This window comes from Neobacillus muris, assembly GCF_943193175.1.
Classification (GTDB): Bacteria; Bacillota; Bacilli; order Bacillales; family Cytobacillaceae; genus Neobacillus; species Neobacillus muris.
The window spans coordinates 12,244-30,844 of the sequence record NZ_CALPDF010000003.1 but is presented as its reverse complement, the minus strand read 5'-3'; the positions used below and the strand labels follow the sequence as shown (position 1 = coordinate 30,844).

The window sequence follows — 18,601 nt, the reverse complement described above, 5'->3', positions numbered from 1 at the left end:
TATCATGTTATATGGGAGATCGTATTTTTGTGGTGAAGTTCCGGAATCAGCAGTAGGAGAGAAAGTTTCCTTAAAAGGCTGGGTACAAAAACGCCGTGACCTTGGCGGCCTGATTTTTATCGATTTGCGGGACCGGACAGGGGTTGTACAGGTTGTGTTTAATCCCGATGTTTCTAAAGAAGCATTGGAAACGGCTGAGAAAATCCGTAATGAGTTCGTTTTGGATGTGGTGGGAACAGTGGTTGCCCGAGAAGCCGGAACGATTAATGAAAATTTGAAAACAGGTACCATTGAAGTCCAAGCGGAAAACGTCACAATCATTAATGAATCCAAAACACCGCCGTTTATGATTACGGACAAAACGGATGCTTCTGAGGATGTCCGCTTGAAATACCGCTACTTGGACTTCCGCCGTCCGGTCATTTTTGAAACGTTAAAAATGCGTCACCGGGTGACGAAACATATTCGAAACTTCCTTGATTCTGAAGGGTTTTTAGATATCGAAACACCGATTTTAACGAAGAGCACTCCAGAAGGCGCGCGTGACTATTTGGTTCCAAGCCGTGTGCATCCTGGTGAGTTCTACGCTTTGCCACAATCACCGCAGATATTTAAGCAGCTGCTGATGGTGGGCGGGGTTGAACGGTATTATCAAATTGCCCGCTGCTTCCGTGATGAGGACTTGCGTGCGGACCGACAGCCGGAGTTTACTCAAATCGATATTGAAACAAGCTTTTTGAGCCAAGAAGACATTATTGCACTTATGGAACGGATGATGTCTCAGTTGATGAAAGAAGTAAAAGGCATTGACGTCTCTGTGCCGTTTCCGCGCATGACCTACCAGGAGGCGATGAGCCGGTATGGTTCTGACAAACCGGATACCCGCTTCGGACTGGAGCTTGTTGATGTTTCCGAGATCGTGAAGGATTCAGACTTCAAGGTGTTTGCTGGTGCTGTCCAAAACGGCGGACAGGTTAAAGCGATCAATGTAAAGGGTGCTGCTGACAAATATTCACGGAAAGACATCGATGCCTTAGGTGAACATGCGGCCCGTTATGGCGCAAAAGGATTGGCTTGGGTGAAGGCCGAGGCAGATGGTCTTAAAGGGCCGATTGCCAAATTCTTCTCTGAAGAGGACGGACAGTCATTGAAAGCTACATTGGAAGCTTCAGAAGGTGATTTGCTGGTGTTTGTTGCCGACAAGAAGAGTGTGGTTGCTGATGCTTTGGGTGCATTAAGACTTAAGCTGGGCAAGGAGCTCGGCTTGATTGACCAAAGTTTATTCAACTTCTTGTGGGTCACGGACTGGCCGCTGCTTGAATACGATGAGGAAGAAGGCCGCTATTATGCAGCCCATCACCCATTCACCATGCCATTCCGTGAGGATTTAGAGCTTTTGGATACCGATCCTTCCAAAGTACGGGCACAAGCCTATGATATCGTCCTGAACGGCTATGAGTTGGGTGGAGGTTCATTGAGGATTTTCGAGCGCGATATTCAAGAAAAGATGTTTAAAGTCCTCGGCTTTACACCTGAGCAGGCACGAGAACAATTCGGATTCCTGCTTAATGCCTTTGAATATGGAACACCTCCTCATGGAGGAATTGCCCTTGGTCTTGACCGATTGGTGATGCTTCTAGCCGGCAGCACGAACCTTCGGGATACGATTGCTTTTCCAAAAACGGCCAGTGCAAGCTGTCTGTTAACGGATGCTCCTGGTGAGGTTTCTGAGGCACAATTAAATGAATTGCATTTGTCACTAAATCTTCCTAAATAAAGGGAATCCTGTTTAGTGGATATCTTGATGGCGGCATAAAAATATGTTAATATAAGTACAAGTAAGAAGAGTCCTGAAATGTACGTTGTATAACCTGAAGTTTTGACCGAACATTTTATTATTGGGAGTCTGGAGTTTTTTAAATGGCGTAAATGCCCCACTCATTGCGAGTAAGGGGACTTACAATATTTGGAACAGGACACCCACCTGCTGAGTGCGGGATCAAAACGAGGGATTTAAAAACGACGGCATCATTGGGACTCTTTTCTATTTCACACCTCCTGATTCAGTGAGGTTTTTTTGTTTTTAAATCCATAATCCCCATCAAGATACTTGTATTTAAGGGGAAGTATGATATATTTTTTAGGGTGAAATGATATATGTATCGTTTAAATTTGTAGATAGTTGGAGGAACATTATGCTGCATCAATTTTCTCGTAATGAGCTGGCGATTGGTAAAGAAGGATTGGAGATTATGAAAAACAGCACGGTGGCTGTTTTGGGGATCGGCGGTGTCGGCTCATTTGCGGCTGAAGCGTTAGCCCGCTCTGGTGTCGGCCGTTTAATTTTAATTGATAAGGACGATGTGGATATTACGAATGTCAATCGTCAGTTGATTGCGCTTTTGTCTACTGTTGGCCGTCCTAAAGTGGAGCTGATGGAGGAACGGATTAAGGATATTAATCCTGATTGTGAAGTTATTTCTTTAAAGATGTTCTATACGGAAGAAACCTATGAGCAGATTTTTAGTTATCCTTTGGATTTTGTAGTGGATGCGTCAGATACGATTGTTTATAAAATTCATCTGATGAAAGAGTGCTTAAAGAGGGGAATCCCGATTATCTCAAGTATGGGGGCGGCCAATAAAATGGATCCGACACGGTTCCAGATTGCGGATATTTCGAAGACGCATACTGACCCGATTGCTAAGGTGATTCGGACGAGGCTGCGCAAAGAGGGGATTAGAAAAGGGATTCCGGTTGTTTTCTCTGATGAGAGCCCGATTGTGATACGGGAAGAGGTACGCAAGGTGGTTGGAAACGATCAAGCACCGATTCGGAAGGCAAAAATGCCGCCATCCTCGAATGCGTTTGTTCCATCTGTGTGCGGTTTGATTATGGCGAGTTATGTAGTCCAGGAGTTGTTAAAGGATATTAAGATTAGCCGGGTGAAGGATGAGAAATAGATAATCTTTGCAGGTGGTATATGCTCTTGTTTTTACGTGACCGAGAACAGGGAAAAAAGCGAAAGTGGGTCACGTAGAGGGGTTCTACGTGACCGAGAACAGGGAAAAAAGCGAAAGTGGGTAACGTAGAGAGGTTCTACGTGACCGAGAACAGGGAAAAAAGCGAAAGTGGGTAACGTAGAGGGGTTCTACGTGACCGAGAATAGAGTAAAAAGCGAAAGTGAGTCACGTAGAGAGGATCTACATGACCAAGAACAGAGAAAAAAGCAAGAATAGGTCACGTAGAGTCTTCTACGTGACCTATTCTTATTAAAAAGCTTCAGTTAAGTCTTCTCATTCAAAATATAACCACCTGCCATACCCGATGGCTTTATAGTGTTGTAAAAGGAATCTTCTAATCATCTTTTTCGACGGAATAACCGCACACCATTCATGAACAAGATTAGTTGTAATCCTCATCTCCGGAAACAAAAGCTTTAGTTCCTCCACGCTGCGGACCACAGCCGTCTCAATTGCCTCATGCTCCCCGCAAACATCACATATTATTTCCTGCTCCCCAACCGTTAACATAAACGAATCACATCTATTGCAACAAAGCCCTTTTTTCTGCTGATCATAACGATAGGCAGGCAAGCTGGTGAAAGGAGTTTCCTTTTGGTGTAATGCCACCAACTGGTCCGCTAACCGCTTGTGCTGGCTGCCCAGCTTAGAAGGGATCCGATTTAACCTATTCAAAAAACTATCAAGCTGCGTTGGATAAATAATCGGCTTGTGTAAGGGCCCTTGATACAGGGTAAAATGGGGATTAACAAAAACAACATAACCATCAAGCGGCAATTGCACACCTAGACCTTGAAGTAAAGGGCGGAATAAAGACATGCAGCGTTTTAGCTGGTCCAGAGGATTTTTTATATCCGTGTCAGGCAACATCTTAAAGGCATCCTTATCCGGTGAGTAGCAGCAATCACCCTCATAATTTTTTATTTCAATCGGAAATAAACTTTTTTGGAAGATAAGTAAGGTGTCGATTTGAAAATAGGAGTTATGATACTTGAGGCATAAATCGTTTAATACATACACATCACATTGAAGCTTTTCCGTTAACTTGTCAAACAGTAATTCGCCTTCATAGCCTTTTTCGAGAAACAAATACGTTTTCTTTTCCTCTGGTGTCAAAGCCATTCTCTTGTATAAGATTCTCATTTTTTTTAATTCCGTTGACTCGGTTCGGGTTTTATACAGCTCCATTTTCCACATCCTTTCATAGGCTACCTTCATTGTATATAAAAATATGCAAACAATATCAAAGCGTCTATGAAAGTTTTGGTAATTTTTTTGTAAAATTCGCCTGAAGGATGTCATCTGTTAAGGTAAACTAAAAAGAGGATATTTGGTGAAGAGAGGAGACCTGTTTTGGAACAAATTGTCGAACTTAAGAATGTAACCAAAGTGATAAAAGGCAGAACCATCATTGACGATATTAGCTTTCAAGTAAATAAAGGAGAAGTATTTGGATTTTTGGGGCCAAATGGTGCTGGAAAAACCACAACCATCCGAATGATCGTTGGCTTAATGGATATGACCAAAGGTGACATCCTAATTGGCGGGGCGAGCATTAAAACAGATTTTGAGGAGGCCGTCAGACACATCGGGGCCATCGTAGAAAACCCGGAAATGTATAAGTTTTTAACCGGGTATCAAAACCTGATTCATTACGCCAGAATGACAACCGGCATCACAAAAGAGAAAATTGCGGAAATCATAGAACTTGTTGGATTAACCGACCGAATCAACGACAAAGTCAAAACCTATTCCCTTGGTATGAGGCAGCGGTTAGGATTAGCCCAGTGCCTGTTGCATGATCCACAGGTATTAATCCTTGACGAGCCGACAAATGGCCTCGATCCGGCAGGAATCAGAGAAATTCGCGATTATGTCCGCCGCCTCGCCCGTGAAAAAAACATGGCGGTTATTGTTTCGAGCCATTTGCTTTCTGAAATGGAAATGATGTGTGACCGTATCGGCATTATTCAGGATGGCCGGCTGGTCGATGTTCAGCAAATTAAGGAATTTATCCAGGGGAGCGGGACAGCCTTCGAATTGGAAGTGATACCAAGCAAGCAGGCATTAGCTGTCTTGCAAAACCATTATCCTGAAGCAAGAATCACTTCTTACAGAGACGGGGTCACGATTGAGCTTAGGAAACTAGAGATTCCGGGCCTGGTAAAAATATTAGTTGAGGAAGGCTTCCAAATTTTCGGCATAAAAGAATCGGGCAAAACGTTAGAGGACCGTTTCCTTGAAGTAACAGGAGAAAAGGAGGGCGCGATCCGTGGTTAATTTAATCAAAAATGAATGGATGAAAATATTTAAACGCCCCGGGACGTATGTCATGATTGCCCTATTGATCATAATAACCAGCACCATAGCGCTGTTTTATAAATCACAGGAGAACACCAATAATGGTTCAGTCGATGCCAATTGGGAACAGACCCTTAAAGAAGAAAATACGGCGCTCGATGGCCAGATGCGTCAGAGCCAATCAAAAATTGAAAGAGATTATTATAAAAAACAAATAGCGATTAATGAGTACCGGATTGAACACCATATCCCGGCGAGAGAAAAATATAATGTATGGACTTTTGTTAAAGATGCTTCTACACTGATTACCCTCGCAGGATTATTTACCATTATTGTAGCAGCAGGTATCGTTGCCAGTGAATTTAGCTGGGGGACGATCAAGCTATTGCTGATACGGCCCATCAATCGAATGAAAATTTTATTGTCAAAATACGTAACGGTTTTATTATATGCGCTATTCATGATTGGAATTTTGTTTGTGTTCTCCAGTATTTTAGGAGCGATTTTATTCGGCTTTCCAGATCATCCTCAGCCATATTTGAACTATGATAACGGCCGGGTAACCGAGCAAAATATCGTGATCCATTTATTCATTTACTATGGCTTGAGCTCCATTAGTATGGTGATGCTGGTGACAATGGCCTTTATGATTTCCACTGTATTCCGAAACAGCTCACTGGCTATCGGCTTATCGTTATTTTTATTGTTTACCGGAGAACAATTTACCAGCCTGCTGGCCCTAAAATTCAGCTGGGCCAAATATATTTTGTTTGCTAACACCGATTTAATGCAATACATAGAAGGAACCCCGATGTTGGAAGGCATGACGATGCCATTCTCCATTTTGATGCTGTTGTTCTATTTTGCCGTATTTCTATTTTTATCCTTCTATGTTTTCAAAAAACGGGATGTGGCCGCATAACAATAAGAAGGGTGTCAGGAACTAATCTCTGACACCTTTCTATTTGCGTGAAAGCCGTTCATAGACGGTTGCAAGCGCCTGCTCAAATTTACCGGTTTTTTTAGGCTCGTAATATTGCTTATGTTTAATTCTGTCGGGCAAGTATTGCTGCTTGACCCAGCCGTTTTCATAGTTGTGGGGGTATTTATAGTCAATTCCTCTGCCAAGCTCTTTAGCGCCTTTAAAGTGGGCATCCTTCAAATGATCCGGAACTTCGCCGCCAATTCCTTTTTGAATATCACTGAGCGCTGCATCGATTGCCATAATCGCCGAATTGGATTTGGGCGATAAACACAGCTCAATAACGGCGTTGGCCAAAGGTATCCTGGCTTCAGGAAACCCAAGCCGTTCTGCTGTTTCAATCGCTGCTAATGTCCGGGCCCCGGCTTGCGGATTCGCTAGGCCGATATCTTCATAGGCTATGACGATCAAGCGGCGGCTGATGCTGACAAGGTCACCCGCCTCGATCAAGCGGCCCAGATAATGGAGGGCAGCATCCACGTCACTGCCGCGGATTGATTTTTGAAAGGCAGAAATGACATCATAATGGGCATCACCATCTTTATCTGCAGAAATGCTTTTCTTTTGCAAACATTCCTCGGCAGTCTGGACGTTGATGTGGATGACATTCTGTTCATCCGGATCCGTAGAAAGAATTGCTAACTCTAACGCATTTAACGAGCTTCGAACATCTCCATTTGAGCCCTGGGCAAAATGTTCCAATGCTTCGTTGGACACCTCGACATGTAGCTTTCCATAACCGCGCTCCTCGTCTTGAAGGGCCCGGAGCAAAACGGTTTTCACGTCATCTGGCGACAAGGGCTTTAATTCAAAAATCTGACAGCGGCTGCGGATGGCAGGATTAATCGCGTGATACGGGTTGCTCGTTGTTGCCCCAATCAACACAATCATGCCGTTTTCTAAATAGGGCAAGAGAAAATCCTGTTTGGCTTTATCTAACCGGTGGACCTCATCAAGGAGCAGGATCACTTTCCCCGACATTTTCGCCTCGGCGGCCACAATCTCCATGTCTTTTTTATTATTGGTAACCGCGTTCAACGTCCGGAACGCATACTTTGTGCTGCCGGCAATGGCACTGGCAATGGAGGTTTTTCCAATGCCGGGCGGCCCATATAATATCATCGAGGTCAGCTGTTTCGCTTTAACCATTCTGGCGATAATTTTCCCCTCGCCAACAAGGTGCTGCTGGCCGGCGACTTCTTCAATGGTTCTTGGCCGCATCCGGTAAGCTAATGGTTTTTGCTGCATCATGCATCTCTCCAAATTTTATAAGAAAATAACTTAATTCTACAATACCATTTCTTTAGCAAAAAGCATATTAGGGAAGAATATGATATAATTCTTAATGCCTATCAAATTACTAAGGATATCAAAGCTTTTATTATATATATGAAATGAGGTGCACGTATTGAAAATATCTACAAAGGGCCGTTATGGGCTGACGATTATGATTGAACTTGCCAAGAATTTTGGGGAAGGGCCCACTTCCTTAAAGGCAATAGCCCAAGCTAATAACTTGTCGGAGCATTATCTTGAGCAATTAATCGCACCGCTGAGAAATGCCGGATTAGTGAAAAGCATCAGGGGTGCTTACGGCGGCTATATACTGGCGGATGAACCATCCAAAATCACTGCTGGGGATGTCATTCGGGTTCTGGAAGGACCGATTATCATTGTGGAAGGAATCGAAGAAGAAAACCCTGCACAGCAGGAGCTTTGGATTCGGATTCGGGATGCGATTAAGAATGTATTGGAAAATACATCGCTTGAGGATTTAGCCAGCCACAGTACGGATTCTGAGCCAGAAGGTTATATGTTTTATATTTAATGTAAAAAATGGTAATAGTGAATTTTGTTGAATGAAGGTGTAACAATGGATCGAATCTATCTTGACCATGCGGCAACTTCGCCGATGCGCCCGCAGGTCATTGAAAAAATGCTGGAGGTCATGAATACCACTTTTGGCAATCCCTCCAGTATCCACTCGTTTGGGAGAGAAGCACGCCATTATATTGATTTGGCCCGTGCGGCAATGGCTGAGAGTATTGGTGCAAAGGAAAACGAGATTATTTTTACAAGCGGCGGAACAGAAGCGGACAACATGGCGTTATTTGGTGCGGCTGAGAGTTATCGGCAGAACGGCAAACACATCATTACCACACAAATCGAACACCATGCCGTTCTCCATGCCTGCAATAAATTAGAAAAAATGGGCTTTGAAGTCACCTATTTACCTGTAGATGAGACAGGGAGAATCTCTATTCAAGACTTAAAGGATGCCTTAAGAGATGACACCATCCTCGTATCAGTCATGTACGGAAACAATGAGGTTGGGACCATTCAGCCTATCAAAGAAATTGGGCAAGTGCTAAAGGAACATCCTGCGAAATTCCATACGGATGCTGTTCAAGCTTATGGTGTGGAAAAAATAGATGTGAATGAATGCTTGATAGACTTATTGTCTGTTTCGGCCCATAAAATTAACGGGCCAAAAGGAATCGGGTTTCTCTATGTTCGCTCTGATATTAAAATAGCTCCGCGGATGTTCGGCGGTGAGCAAGAACGAAAGCGCCGGGCTGGTACGGAAAATGTGGCGTCCATTGCTGGTTTCCATGAAGCCGTATTAATCGCAGTGAAAGAACTTGGCACTAAACGGCAAAAGTTTAACGGATATAAGGAAATGTTCATTAAAGAACTCAAGAGACAGGATATAGCGTTCCACGTAAACGGATTTCTTGAAAATTCCCTGCCGCATGTATTAAACTTAAGCTTTCCGGGAACGAATGTCGAAGCCATGCTGGTGAATTTGGATTTAGCAGGCATTGCGGTTTCCAGCGGGTCCGCCTGTACAGCTGGCTCCATCGAACCTTCCCATGTGCTGGTAGCCATGTATGGAAAAGATTCAGAGAAAATAACGAATTCGATTCGTTTTAGTTTTGGCTTTACGACAACCACCGAAGAAATTTTAAAGGCATCAGAAGAGACAGCGAAGGCTGTGCGGCGCCTTACCAAATAAAAAGAACTCCATCTAAGAAAAAGTGAGGTGAACAAAGATGGAAGCAAAAGATCCAAAAAACACCCGTGTTGTGGTGGGGATGTCAGGAGGAGTGGATTCCTCTGTAGCAGCACTGCTTTTGAAGCAGCAAGGCTATGATGTGATTGGCATTTTTATGAAAAACTGGGACGATACCGATGAAAATGGCGTTTGTACCGCCACGGAGGATTATAATGACGTGATTCGGGTCTGCAATCAAATCGGCATCCCTTATTATGCGGTCAATTTTGAAAAGCAATATTGGGACAAGGTGTTTACCTATTTCCTTGAAGAATATAAGGCAGGCAGAACGCCAAACCCTGATGTGATGTGCAATAAAGAGATCAAATTTAAAGCCTTTTTAGAGCATGCCATGAAATTGGGAGCAGATTATTTGGCTACTGGACATTATGCGAGAGTTGAGTTCCGGGATGGCGAGTATAAAATGCTTCGCGGTGTGGATGAGAATAAGGACCAAACTTATTTCCTCAACCAGCTTTCCCAAGAGCAGATCAGTAAAGTCATGTTCCCGATCGGCAGTTTAGAAAAATCAAGGGTGAGAGAAATCGCTAAGGAAGCGAATCTGGCAACTGCCGCGAAAAAAGACAGCACCGGGATCTGCTTTATCGGCGAACGGAACTTTAAAGAATTCCTTGGTCAATATCTACCGGCACAGCCTGGAAACATGGAAACCTTTGACGGAGAAGTAAAAGGCAGACATGAAGGCTTGATGTACCATACAATCGGCCAACGTCATGGCCTGGGCATTGGCGGTTCTGGTGAACCATGGTTTGCGATTGGGAAGGATTTAAAACGAAATGTCCTTTATGTCGGGCAAGGATTTCATCATGAAAAGCTTTATTCTGACTCGATTGTAGCGGCCAATGTCAGCTGGGTGTCAAATCGGCCAAAGCCGGTGGAATTTGAATGCACGGCGAAATTCCGCTACCGCCAGGAGGACCATAAAGTGACTGTTCAATTGCTGGACGATCAAAAGGTACGTGTCCTTTTCCATGAACCGATTCGCGCGGTCACTCCGGGCCAGGCTGCCGTTTTCTACAACGGTGACGAATGCCTTGGCGGCGGGACCATTGATGAAGTATATAAAAACAATGAACGATTGACTTATGTAGGTTAAAATTCAACCCTGATTCCATGAATGGAGTCAGGGTTTTCCTTTAAAATATGATATACTTCCCTATAGAATGGAGTGAAACGAAAATGGATCATAATCAAAAAGGTGTACAATTTCTTCAGGAAGGCAATCTGGAGGAGGCGGCTAAGGCGTTCAATGAAGCGATTAACGAGAATCCAAATGACCCTGCGGCTTATATTAATTTTGGCCATGTTCTAGCCGAATTGGGTGAAACGGACAAGGCACTGAAATTTTACCAAAGGGCGATCGAAATTGATGAAAATGCTGCGGCAGCTTATTACAGTGCAGGCAATTTGTATTTTAGCGCCGACCGTTTCCAAGAGGCTAAAAAAATGTTCGATGAAGCTATGAAACGCGGGCTGGAAACGAGCGATAATTTCTTTATGCTTGGCCTGACCTTAATGAACTTAGAGCAAAGCAAGTTTGCCCTTGCTTACTTTCAAAGAAGTGTTGAACTAAACGGAACAGATGCAGAAGCACGCTTCCAATTTGGGCTGTGCTTGGCGCAGTTGGAATTGCTTGAGGAGGCAATGGAGCAATTTGAAAAATGCCTGGAGCTCGAGCCGAATCATTCTGATGCCTATTATAATTTGGGTGTATCCTATGCGTTTAAGGAAAACGCAAGCAAAGCAATTAAAATGTTTACGAAAGCACTTGAAATTCAGCCAGACCATCTGTTAGCCGGACATGCTAAACAGTTAATCGAAGAAAATCTATAAATGGTTTTTCTTTTTTGAAGGGAGGGAGTCGATTGGAGAACCAGCAATCGCTTGATTTATTCACCGAACAGGGGACGTATATTAAGGGACGTCCATTTGTGACGATATTCCATAATGAACAGAATCTATATACAGTGCTGAGAATCCGGGTGGACGATACCAACCATACATACGAGGATAAAGAAGCGGTCGTCACAGGTTATTTTCCTAAAATTCACGAACAAGAGACGTATATCTTTTACGGTGATTTTAAGGAGCATCCCAAGTTTGGCCTGCAATTTCATGCGACTCATTTCCGTAAAGACATGCCCCAATCCAAGCAAGGAATCGTTGCCTATTTGTCTGGAGAAATGTTCAAGGGGATTGGAAAAAAAACCGCGGAGAACATTGTGGAAACCCTCGGGGAAGATGCGATATCAAAAATTCTCAATCAGCCATCCCTGCTGGATTCTGTTCCAAAACTCCCTCCAGATAAGGCTAAATTGCTGTATGATACCCTGCTGGAACACCAGGGGCTTGAGCAGGTCTTAATTGCTTTAAATCAATATGGCTTTGGTCCGCAGCTCTCTATGAGGATCTACCAAGTTTATAAAGAGGAAACCCTTGGCATCATACAAAAAAATCCTTATCAGCTTGTCGAGGATGTTGAAGGAATCGGTTTTGGCCGGGCGGATGAGCTTGGTTACCAAATGGGGATTTCAGGGAATCATCCTGACCGTATTAAAGCGGCATGTCTATATATTTTAGAAAATGAATGTATGCAGACCGGACATGTCTATATGCATGCGGAGGATTTGCTCGAACAGGTGAAATCGCTGCTCGAAGGAAATCAACGCGATCTGATTGACTACTCTGATATTTCAACAGAAATCATTAAGCTTCAAGAAGAAGGAAAAATAGTGGGGGAAGAGCAGCGTGTTTATCTGCCCTCCTTATATTTTGCTGAGAAAGGCCTGATCACGAATATCCGCAGAATCTTAGGCCAAACGGAGTATCAAGAGCAATTTCCTGAGTCGGAGTTTTTGCTCGCACTTGGCAGTTTGGAGGACCGCTTAGGTGTTCAGTATGCGCCAACCCAGAGGGAAGCCATTCAAACCGCGTTGATGTCTCCGATGCTGATTCTGACAGGTGGGCCGGGTACAGGTAAAACGACGGTCATTAAAGGGATCGTTGAGCTCTATGCAGAGCTGCATGGCTGCTCGCTTGATCTGAAGGATTACCATAAAAGCCATGAACCATTCCCATTTTTATTGGCAGCCCCGACTGGGAGGGCTGCAAAGAGAATGAGTGAGTCAACGGGTCTTCCGGCAGTCACCATTCACCGGCTGCTTGGATATAACGGCACTGAAAATTTTGACCGTGAGGATGCTAGTCCGCTTGAAGGAAAAATTTTAATCGTTGACGAAACATCTATGCTCGATATTTGGCTGGCTAACCAGCTGTTTAAAGCATTGCCGGAGCATATCCAAGTGATACTCGTAGGAGATGAGGACCAGCTGCCGTCTGTCGGTCCAGGTCAGGTATTAAAGGATTTGCTGCGTTCGGAACGAATTCCCACCGTGAGATTAACAGACATTTACCGCCAGGCAGAAGGATCCTCTATCATTGAACTGGCCCATGAAATTAAGAAGGGCAGACTCCCGGCGAATATAGCGATGAAGCAGGCGGACCGATCGTTTATTAAATGCAGCACGGCACAGGTTGCGCAAGTGGTTGAAAAAATCGCGATTAACGCCAAGAATAAAGGGTTCACCGCGATGGATTTCCAAGTGCTGGCTCCGATGTACCGGGGACCTGCGGGCATTGACCGATTAAATGTTCTGCTGCAGGAAATTTTCAACCCCAATCCTGGTGGAACAAGAAAGGAAATTGCCTATGGCGATGTGAAATACCGGATTGGCGATAAGGTGCTTCAGCTCGTCAACCAGCCCGAAAATAATGTGTTTAATGGGGACATCGGGGAAATTATTTCGATTATTTATGCTAAGGAAAACACGGAAAAGCAAGACTTGATTTATATTTCTTTTGAAGGCAATGAAGTGGAGTATACCAGGCAGGATTTAAACCAAATCACCCATGCCTACTGCTGTTCGGTACATAAATCACAAGGCAGTGAATTCCCCATCGTCCTGCTGCCGGTAACAAGAAGCTATTATCGAATGCTTCAAAGAAACTTGATTTATACAGCGATCACCCGATCAAGGCAATCGTTAATCATTTGTGGTGAAGAGGATGCATTGAGGATGGGTGTGGAACGGGCAGATGAAATGTCAAGACTGACCACCCTATGCGAAAAGCTTCAAGAAGCCATTCCCATTCCTGGTTTGAATCAAGAATTGGACAGTAAGCCGGAGCTTGAAGCCATTCCATATGAAGAAGCTTTAATGAAGGTGGACCCGATGATCGGAATGGAAAACGTTTCACCTTATGATTTTATGCCATAAGACTGAAACTAAAAATGTTCACAGGAGGTGGGTTCTCTTTGCGAACATTTTCCTTATTAAAAGGGCAGCCTGTATTTGAAACGAAAAGCGGCATGAAGATTGGCGAAATTAGCGACTTATATATTTCTCCGGAAGGAACCGTAAAAGGATTACTGGTGAAAAAAGGTGTTGTATTTAAGCAATCCTGCTTTCTTGATATTCAAAAAGTGGATTCCTTCGGTTGGGATGGGGTTATGATTGAGGATGCCGGGCTTTTAGAAAAGGCAAAAGAAACGGCCGACAATACCATAAGCCTTCAGCATTCTCTTGAAGGGAAAATGATACTTTCTAAAAGTGGTGATTCGCTGGGGCTGTTGAATGACGTATATTTTCAGGAAGAAGTGGGCACAATCGTAGGGTACGAGATCTCGGATGGCTTCTTTTCGGACATAACGGAAGGGAAACAAGTGGTTCATTCCAAGAAGCCCTTAACGATTGGAAAAGATGCCATCATCGTAGACGTAAATGAAACATCACCGTCTATTACTCCTTCACTAGACAGGAAATAGGCAAAGGTTTCATAAGAGTAATGTAAGAATACGTGAGGTGTCTTTTCCATGTTCAAGTGCCCGAACTGTCAAAGCAAGGATATTGGTAAGATTGGCATCAACCAGTACTACTGCTGGAACTGTTTTATTGAGCTATCTGTGTCAAAGGGGATTATTAACACTCATCAGGTCGAAGAAGACGGAACCTTAAGCTCTTTGGACGACTTGTTTGAGGAAGAAGTCCGCCGCTTTACAATGTAAAAAGAAATTGGGTGGAACCCCTCGGTTTTTTCGGGGGGTTTTTGTATATTTACCTTACGGGTCTCCAACACTATCTTTAAAAGGAGGCCTAAAGCTTTGGAAATTCGTATGAAGTGGTTATATCGAATCGGTTTTACACTCCTTTTATTAATTGCCCTCTATATTTTTCTGAAATTGCGGTTTGTTTGGCTGCCCGTTGTTAAAGTGATTTTTGTGATTCTGCTTCCTTTTGGCATTTCCGCCTTTATTACTTATTTGCTTCATCCCGTCATTGAAAAATTGCATGAAAAAGGGCTGCATCGGGGATTGGCTATTTTTTCGATTTATCTTTTATTTTTTGGCGGCCTCGGTTTTGCCCTGTATAAGGGGATTCCTGCCATTATTGCTCAAATAAAAGACTTATCGGAAAGCGCGCCTGTTTTTGCCGAGCAGTATCGGGAATGGATTAAAATACTCCAATCCCATACTAGAGAATGGCCTGATGGGCTGCAGGCCCGAATCAATGAAGCGATTGATGCATTTGAGGAAAGGCTGGATAGTCTTCTTACTACCATTGTAAATGTATCCATTCAATTTTTTAATTCAGCGGTCATATTAATGATTATTCCTTTTATCGTTTTTTATATGTTAAAAGACTACGCCAAAATTAGACAAACAATCTGGTATTTAACCCCGAAACGCTGGCGGAAAAAAGGGGCGCTGTTTCTAAGGGATGTTGATGAGTCTTTAGGAAATTATATTAGAGGCCAGCTGCTCGTTTGTCTAATGATGGGAACAATCGCTGCCTGTTTATTTTGGGCTTTTCAGTTAAGATATCCTTTGCTGTTAGGTTTGACGGTTGGTGTGACGAATGTGATCCCCTATTTTGGCCCCATCATTGGAGCCATTCCAGCTGTATTTGTGGCAGCAACTACCTCGGGCAAATTGGTCATCATCACCATTATGATTGTATTTGGCCTGCAATTTATTGAAGGAAATATATTATCTCCTTATATTGTCGGAAAAAGCTTACATATGCACCCGTTGTGGATCATGGCTGCGTTGACTGCCGGCGGAGAGATTGGCGGGATTCTGGGATTGATCTTGGCTGTGCCGGTTTTCGCGGTGCTAAAGGTTGGTCTTATTCATGCCAAGAACCATTTTATCAATGTAAAGAGAAATGAATCATCCACATAGGATTTGACAAACCTTTTTTCCGCCGATATAATTCGTCATATATGCTAATTGTTTGAAAATGAAGAAGGATCGAGTATGTTATAGTCCATCTGTAGCGTTTAAAACCGCAGAAGAGAGGAGTCTCCTTGGCTGAAAGAGATTCTAGATGAAGGATAACAGAACGCTAATCTGGAGTGCAGCTAACCACTGCCGTCTTGAGCCGCGTTAAGGCGATATTGAGAGATGAGTACAGTTTTGTATTCATAATCAGGGTGGTACCGCGAGACAAGCTCTCGTCCCTGTTTTGGGGATGAGGGCTTTTTTGTATGCATTTTTAAATTATAGGAGGCAATTTTTATGAAAGATCTATCGGGATCACAAATCCGAAAAATGTTTTTAGACTTTTTTAAGGAAAAAGGCCATTCAGTCGAACCTAGTGCATCCTTGGTTCCCCATGATGACCCTTCTCTATTGTGGATTAACAGCGGGGTAGCCACCTTAAAAAAATACTTTGATGGCCGGGTTATTCCAGATAATCCGAGAATCACCAATGCCCAAAAATCAATACGGACCAATGACATTGAAAATGTCGGAAAAACCGCCCGGCACCATACGTTCTTTGAAATGCTTGGGAACTTTTCAATCGGCGATTATTTTAAAGAAGAAGCAATCCATTGGGCATGGGAATTTCTAACCGATGAAAAATGGATCGGCTTTGACAAAGAATTGCTTTCGGTTACCATTCATCCAGAAGATGAGGAAGCATTTGAAATTTGGAACAAAAAAATCGGCGTTCCTGAGGAACGGATTATCCGTTTGGAAGGAAACTTCTGGGACATTGGCGAAGGTCCAAGCGGTCCAAACTCAGAAATTTTCTATGACCGCGGGCCGGAGTATGGAGATGACCTAAATGATCCTGAACTTTATCCAGGCGGTGAAAATGAGCGCTATCTGGAAGTTTGGAACCTGGTATTTTCTCAATTTAACCATAATCCTGATGGCACCTATACCCCGCTGCCAAAGAAAAACATCGATACTGGAATGGGACTGGAACGGATGGCATCGGTTGTGCAAAATGTGCCGACCAACTTTGATACGGACTTATTTATCCCAATTATCCGGGCCACGGAGGAAATCTCCGGCAAACAGTACGGAATTTCTAAAGAACAGGATGTTGCCTTCAAAGTAATTGCGGATCATATTCGTACTGTTGCTTTTGCGATTGGCGATGGGGCGCTTCCGTCCAATGAGGGCCGTGGTTATATCCTGCGCCGCTTGCTGCGCCGGGCTGTCCGTTATGCTAAGCAAATTAATATTGAGCGCCCATTTATGTACGAACTTGTTCCTGTCGTTGGCGAAATCATGCATGATTTTTACCCAGAAGTAAAGGAAAAGACTGAATTCATCCAAAAAGTCATTAAAAATGAAGAGGAACGATTCCACGAGACGCTTCATGAAGGCTTGGCCATTTTAGCCGGAATCATTAAAAATGCAAAAGAAAAAGGCTCAGCCATGATCAGTGGTGCGGATGTTTTCCGTCTTTATGACACGTACGGCTTTCCTGTAGAGTTGACAGAAGAATATGCGGAAGAAGCAGGTTTAACAGTTGACCATGAAGGCTTTGAGGAAGAAATGGAAGGACAGCGTGAAAGAGCCCGTGCCGCACGCCAAGATGAAAACTCTATGCATGTGCAGGGCGGTGTCTTAAGAGACTTGACCGTTCCAAGCAAGTTTGTTGGCTATGATGAGCTTAGGACCACGTCCACAGTGATGGCCATTGTGAAAGACGGGGAGCTTGCAGAGACTGCCAATGAAGGCGAAGAAGTCCAGCTGATTTTGGATGTGACTCCTTTTTATGCTGAAAGCGGCGGACAAATTGCCGACCGCGGCGTATTGGAAGGAGAAGGCGTCATCGTTTCCGTTAAGGATGTTCAAAAAGCGCCAAACGGCCAAAACCTTCACAAGGTTGTTGTCAAATCAGGTATATTAAAGGTAAAACAGCAAGTGACCGCTGCGGTTGATCCGGAAAATCGAGTGCGGATTATTAAAAACCACACTGCGACCCATTTGCTGCACCGTGCGTTAAAGGATGTTCTTGGGGAGCATGTGAACCAGGCTGGTTCGCTTGTTGAACATGAGCGTCTCCGCTTTGACTTTTCTCATTTTGGCCAAGTGAAGCCAGAGGAACTGGAGCAGGTTGAAAGAATCGTTAACGAAAAAATCTGGAACAGTCTGGAGGTCAATATTAGTTTAAAACCAATTGCTGAGGCAAAGGCAATGGGGGCTATGGCACTGTTTGGCGAAAAATATGGGGACATTGTCCGGGTTGTCAAAGTGGGAGAGTACAGTCTTGAACTTTGCGGCGGCTGCCATGTGCCAAACACTTCTGTTATCGGCCTGTTTAAAATTGTTTCCGAGGGCGGCATTGGTGCCGGCACGAGACGGATTGAAGCCGTAACAGGAGAGGCTGCCTATAAATTGTTAAATGAGCAAGTCGGGATGCTGAAAGAAGCGGCTGAAAAATTGAAAACAAATCCAAAAGATGTTGTTGCCCGAATTGACGGATTAATGGTTGAAATGAAGAATCTTCAGCGGGAGAATGAATCATTAGCAGCCAAGCTTGGAAATATCGAAGCAGGAAGTCTTGTATCAAAAGCTAAAGAGGTTAATGGAGTGACAGTATTAGCAGCCAAAGTTCAAGCTGCCGATATGAATAACCTAAGAAATATGGCTGATGACCTCAAGCAAAAGCTGGGCTCCGCTGTGGTTGTGCTAGGCAGTGCCCATGAAGGAAAAGTAAATCTGATTGCTGCAGTCACGAAGGATTTAATCGAACGTGGATATCATGCCGGCAAACTGATTAAAGAAGTGGCGGCAAGATGCGGCGGCGGGGGCGGCGGCCGTCCGGATATGGCTCAAGCTGGCGGGAAAAATCCGGAACAGCTCGAGAGCGCCCTGCAATTTGTCGAGGAATCGGTATAATCTGTTTTGTAATAGGG

General features: G+C 43.9%; 15 protein-coding genes and 1 other RNA gene. 14 read left to right on the top strand and 2 right to left on the bottom strand.

Going from position 1 to position 18,601, the window contains the following annotated elements; genetic code table 11:
* Window positions 1-4 precede the first annotated feature (4 nt).
* The 3 genes from aspS to NFS43_RS02920 all read left to right on the top strand — a co-directional run bounded on the left by aspS (window position 5) and on the right by NFS43_RS02920 (window position 2,963).
* The gene (gene aspS, locus NFS43_RS02930) at window positions 5-1,777 is read left to right on the top strand and encodes an aspartate--tRNA ligase (protein WP_251549313.1); all 1,773 of its coding nucleotides are present in this window, start codon (window positions 5-7) and stop codon (window positions 1,775-1,777) included.
* Window positions 1,778-1,844: 67 nt separating this feature from the next.
* Window positions 1,845-2,042, top strand: a non-coding RNA gene (ssrS, locus tag NFS43_RS02925) — 6S RNA.
* Window positions 2,043-2,195: 153 nt separating this feature from the next.
* The gene (locus tag NFS43_RS02920) at window positions 2,196-2,963 is read left to right on the top strand and encodes a tRNA threonylcarbamoyladenosine dehydratase (protein ID WP_251549311.1); all 768 of its coding nucleotides are present in this window, start codon (window positions 2,196-2,198) and stop codon (window positions 2,961-2,963) included.
* 333 nt (window positions 2,964-3,296) lie between these two features.
* Here the strand turns inward: NFS43_RS02920 and NFS43_RS02915 are convergent, their stop codons facing one another.
* A complete protein-coding gene (locus tag NFS43_RS02915) occupies window positions 3,297-4,211 on the bottom strand; it encodes a nuclease-related domain-containing protein (protein ID WP_251549309.1) in 915 nt (304 codons plus the stop codon).
* Window positions 4,212-4,376: 165 nt separating this feature from the next.
* Between NFS43_RS02915 and NFS43_RS02910 the strand changes: the two genes are divergently transcribed.
* On the top strand, window positions 4,377-5,303 hold the full coding sequence (locus tag NFS43_RS02910; protein ID WP_251549306.1) for an ABC transporter ATP-binding protein: 927 nt from the start codon (window positions 4,377-4,379) through the stop codon (window positions 5,301-5,303).
* Window positions 5,296-6,246, top strand: coding sequence for an ABC transporter permease (locus NFS43_RS02905; protein ID WP_251549304.1), 951 nt, complete (start codon window positions 5,296-5,298; stop codon window positions 6,244-6,246). The genes NFS43_RS02910 and NFS43_RS02905 overlap by 8 nt, the downstream gene beginning before the upstream one ends.
* A gap of 39 nt (window positions 6,247-6,285) precedes the next feature.
* On the opposite strand, the gene NFS43_RS02900 is transcribed toward NFS43_RS02905, so the two are convergent.
* Window positions 6,286-7,554, bottom strand: a complete 1,269-nt coding sequence (locus tag NFS43_RS02900; RefSeq protein WP_251549302.1) for a replication-associated recombination protein A — start codon at window positions 7,552-7,554, stop codon at window positions 6,286-6,288.
* A 160-nt stretch (window positions 7,555-7,714) separates the two neighbouring features.
* On the opposite strand from NFS43_RS02900, the gene cymR reads away from it, so the two are divergent.
* The 9 genes from cymR to alaS all read left to right on the top strand — a co-directional run bounded on the left by cymR (window position 7,715) and on the right by alaS (window position 18,584).
* Complete coding sequence (gene cymR, locus NFS43_RS02895) at window positions 7,715-8,134, top strand: cysteine metabolism transcriptional regulator CymR (RefSeq protein WP_251549300.1); 420 nt, start codon at window positions 7,715-7,717, stop codon at window positions 8,132-8,134.
* Between the two features lie 45 nt (window positions 8,135-8,179).
* The gene (locus tag NFS43_RS02890; RefSeq protein WP_251549298.1) at window positions 8,180-9,322 is read left to right on the top strand and encodes a cysteine desulfurase family protein; all 1,143 of its coding nucleotides are present in this window, start codon (window positions 8,180-8,182) and stop codon (window positions 9,320-9,322) included.
* Window positions 9,323-9,359: 37 nt separating this feature from the next.
* Window positions 9,360-10,478, top strand: a complete 1,119-nt coding sequence (mnmA, locus tag NFS43_RS02885) for a tRNA 2-thiouridine(34) synthase MnmA (protein ID WP_251549296.1) — start codon at window positions 9,360-9,362, stop codon at window positions 10,476-10,478.
* A gap of 83 nt (window positions 10,479-10,561) precedes the next feature.
* Window positions 10,562-11,215, top strand: coding sequence for a tetratricopeptide repeat protein (locus NFS43_RS02880; RefSeq protein ID WP_251549294.1), 654 nt, complete (start codon window positions 10,562-10,564; stop codon window positions 11,213-11,215).
* Between the two features lie 32 nt (window positions 11,216-11,247).
* Entirely contained in the window at window positions 11,248-13,659 is a 2,412-nt protein-coding gene (recD2, locus tag NFS43_RS02875; RefSeq protein WP_251549292.1) for an SF1B family DNA helicase RecD2, read from the top strand.
* 38 nt (window positions 13,660-13,697) lie between these two features.
* Entirely contained in the window at window positions 13,698-14,207 is a 510-nt protein-coding gene (locus NFS43_RS02870; protein WP_251549290.1) for a PRC-barrel domain-containing protein, read from the top strand.
* A 48-nt stretch (window positions 14,208-14,255) separates the two neighbouring features.
* Window positions 14,256-14,447: a hypothetical protein gene (locus NFS43_RS02865; RefSeq protein WP_251549288.1), complete on the top strand. Its 192-nt coding sequence runs from the start codon at window positions 14,256-14,258 to the stop codon at window positions 14,445-14,447.
* Window positions 14,448-14,543: 96 nt separating this feature from the next.
* On the top strand, window positions 14,544-15,623 hold the full coding sequence (locus tag NFS43_RS02860; RefSeq protein ID WP_251549286.1) for an AI-2E family transporter: 1,080 nt from the start codon (window positions 14,544-14,546) through the stop codon (window positions 15,621-15,623).
* Between the two features lie 336 nt (window positions 15,624-15,959).
* Window positions 15,960-18,584, top strand: a complete 2,625-nt coding sequence (alaS, locus tag NFS43_RS02855) for an alanine--tRNA ligase (protein WP_251549285.1) — start codon at window positions 15,960-15,962, stop codon at window positions 18,582-18,584.
* The last annotated feature ends 17 nt before the right edge of the window (window positions 18,585-18,601 follow it).